Annotated in this window: 1 protein-coding gene; it reads right to left on the bottom strand. The window is 72.4% G+C overall.

From position 1 onward, the window contains the following. Nucleotides 1-138 precede the first annotated feature (138 nt). The gene (locus DKL51_RS31100; RefSeq protein ID WP_109947918.1) at nucleotides 139-1,122 is read right to left on the bottom strand and encodes an AAA family ATPase; all 984 of its coding nucleotides are present in this window, start codon (nucleotides 1,120-1,122) and stop codon (nucleotides 139-141) included. Between the last annotated feature and the right edge of the window lie 355 nt (nucleotides 1,123-1,477).

Raw genomic sequence — 1,477 nt, 5'->3', positions numbered from 1 at the left:
CATCAGCAGCGCGAGCGCGTCGGCAGGATCCACGTCGGCCTCCCCGGGACAGCGGAAGCCTTCATCATGCCCCGGCCGGCGCGATCCGGCGATCCCCTCCGACCGGCCCCAGGGGGCGGGCCGGTCGGCGCGCGCCGCTCAGGCGCCGGGGCCCGGCTCCCCGGCCAGCACCGCGTCCCCGCCGAGCAGGGCGTGCTCCGGCAGCGGCAGCTCGATGCCGTGGGCCGCCTCCCAGTCGTGGATGATGCTGGGCCGGACCTGGGCGGCGAAGTAGTCGACCGCGCTCATCCCGCCGACCACCGGCTCCTCCACCTCGGCGACCAGCCGGGCCGGCACCATCGGGAAGCCGTTCTGGATGGCGGCGCTGAGCCGGCGGTGCCCGTCGACCACGAAGAAGTACTCGCCGGTGTAGCCGATCCGCAGCGGTTCGAGCGCCTCGTCGCCGGCCTCGGCCACCTCGCCGACGAACTCGGAGTCCCAGAGCCCGCGCAGGCTGGCGACGTCCTCGGTCGGGTAGACCCGCCTCGGGTCGAGCAGCAGCAGCGGCGGTGCGTCGCGCAGCACGTCGGCGCCGAGGCGCCCCTCGTACGCGTCGATGATGTGCGCCATCACCTGCTCCGGGTTGGCCCGGGTGGTGTCGCAGATCAGGTCGTAGTTGCGCAGCCGGGCCTTGTCGACGCCGTAGCGGACGATGAACCGGCCGCGCTCGCTCTCGCTGCGCTCCCGGAGCTTGGCCTTCGCCTCCTCCAGCGAGGTGTAGCTCTCGGCCGGGCCGGAGGGCCGGGCCAGCACCCGGCGGGCCGCCTCGGTCGGCTCGGTGATCATGTGCACCTTGAGCGCGTCGGTGAAGAAGTGCCAGGCCAGCCGGGAGTCCATGACCAGGCTCTCGCCGGAGGCGGCGATGTCCCGCTGGAGCTGGTCGACGTACCCGTCGACGGCCTGGTCCAGCTCGGCGTGCAGGTTGAGCTGGAGCGCGGTCATCTGCCGCTCCTGCGCCATCTGGCGGTAGAGGTCGCCGACGCTGACCCGGCGCAGCCCCAGCCGCTTGGCGATCTCGATGGAGACGGTGCTCTTGCCGCTGCCGAGGTCACCGTTGAAGACGATCGATTGACGAACGGTCACGAGTGGTCCACCCCTGATCACCGGCTGATTGACATCATCGATATGGCGTCGAATCGACGCGTTCCCGTCATCATCGCGCTGTCCGTGCGCCCGGGCATGACGGGCGATGCTATCACGCTGTCACCAGCGGTTTGCCGTACGCACGGTGCGACGGGCGGCTCGGCGAGCCGGACGACATGCTTTCCCCGCTTTGCTCTGCTGCAGCGGAGGCAACACGGGAGCGCGCCCGTGTTGCGCGGGCTGCAGCAGAGCAAAGGGGCCGAGGCGGGTGGCCGGGGTGGCCGGCGACCGCCGCCGGACCGGGCCGAGTGCCACCGCGCGGGAGGCGGAGACGCGGGGCCGGCACGCCGCCGAC

The sequence above is a fragment of the Micromonospora globispora genome, from assembly GCF_003857015.1.
Lineage (GTDB): Bacteria > Actinomycetota > Actinomycetes > Mycobacteriales > Micromonosporaceae > Micromonospora > Micromonospora globispora.
The sequence above is the reverse complement of the archived record's forward strand: the minus strand, read 5'-3'. Positions and strand labels throughout refer to the sequence as shown.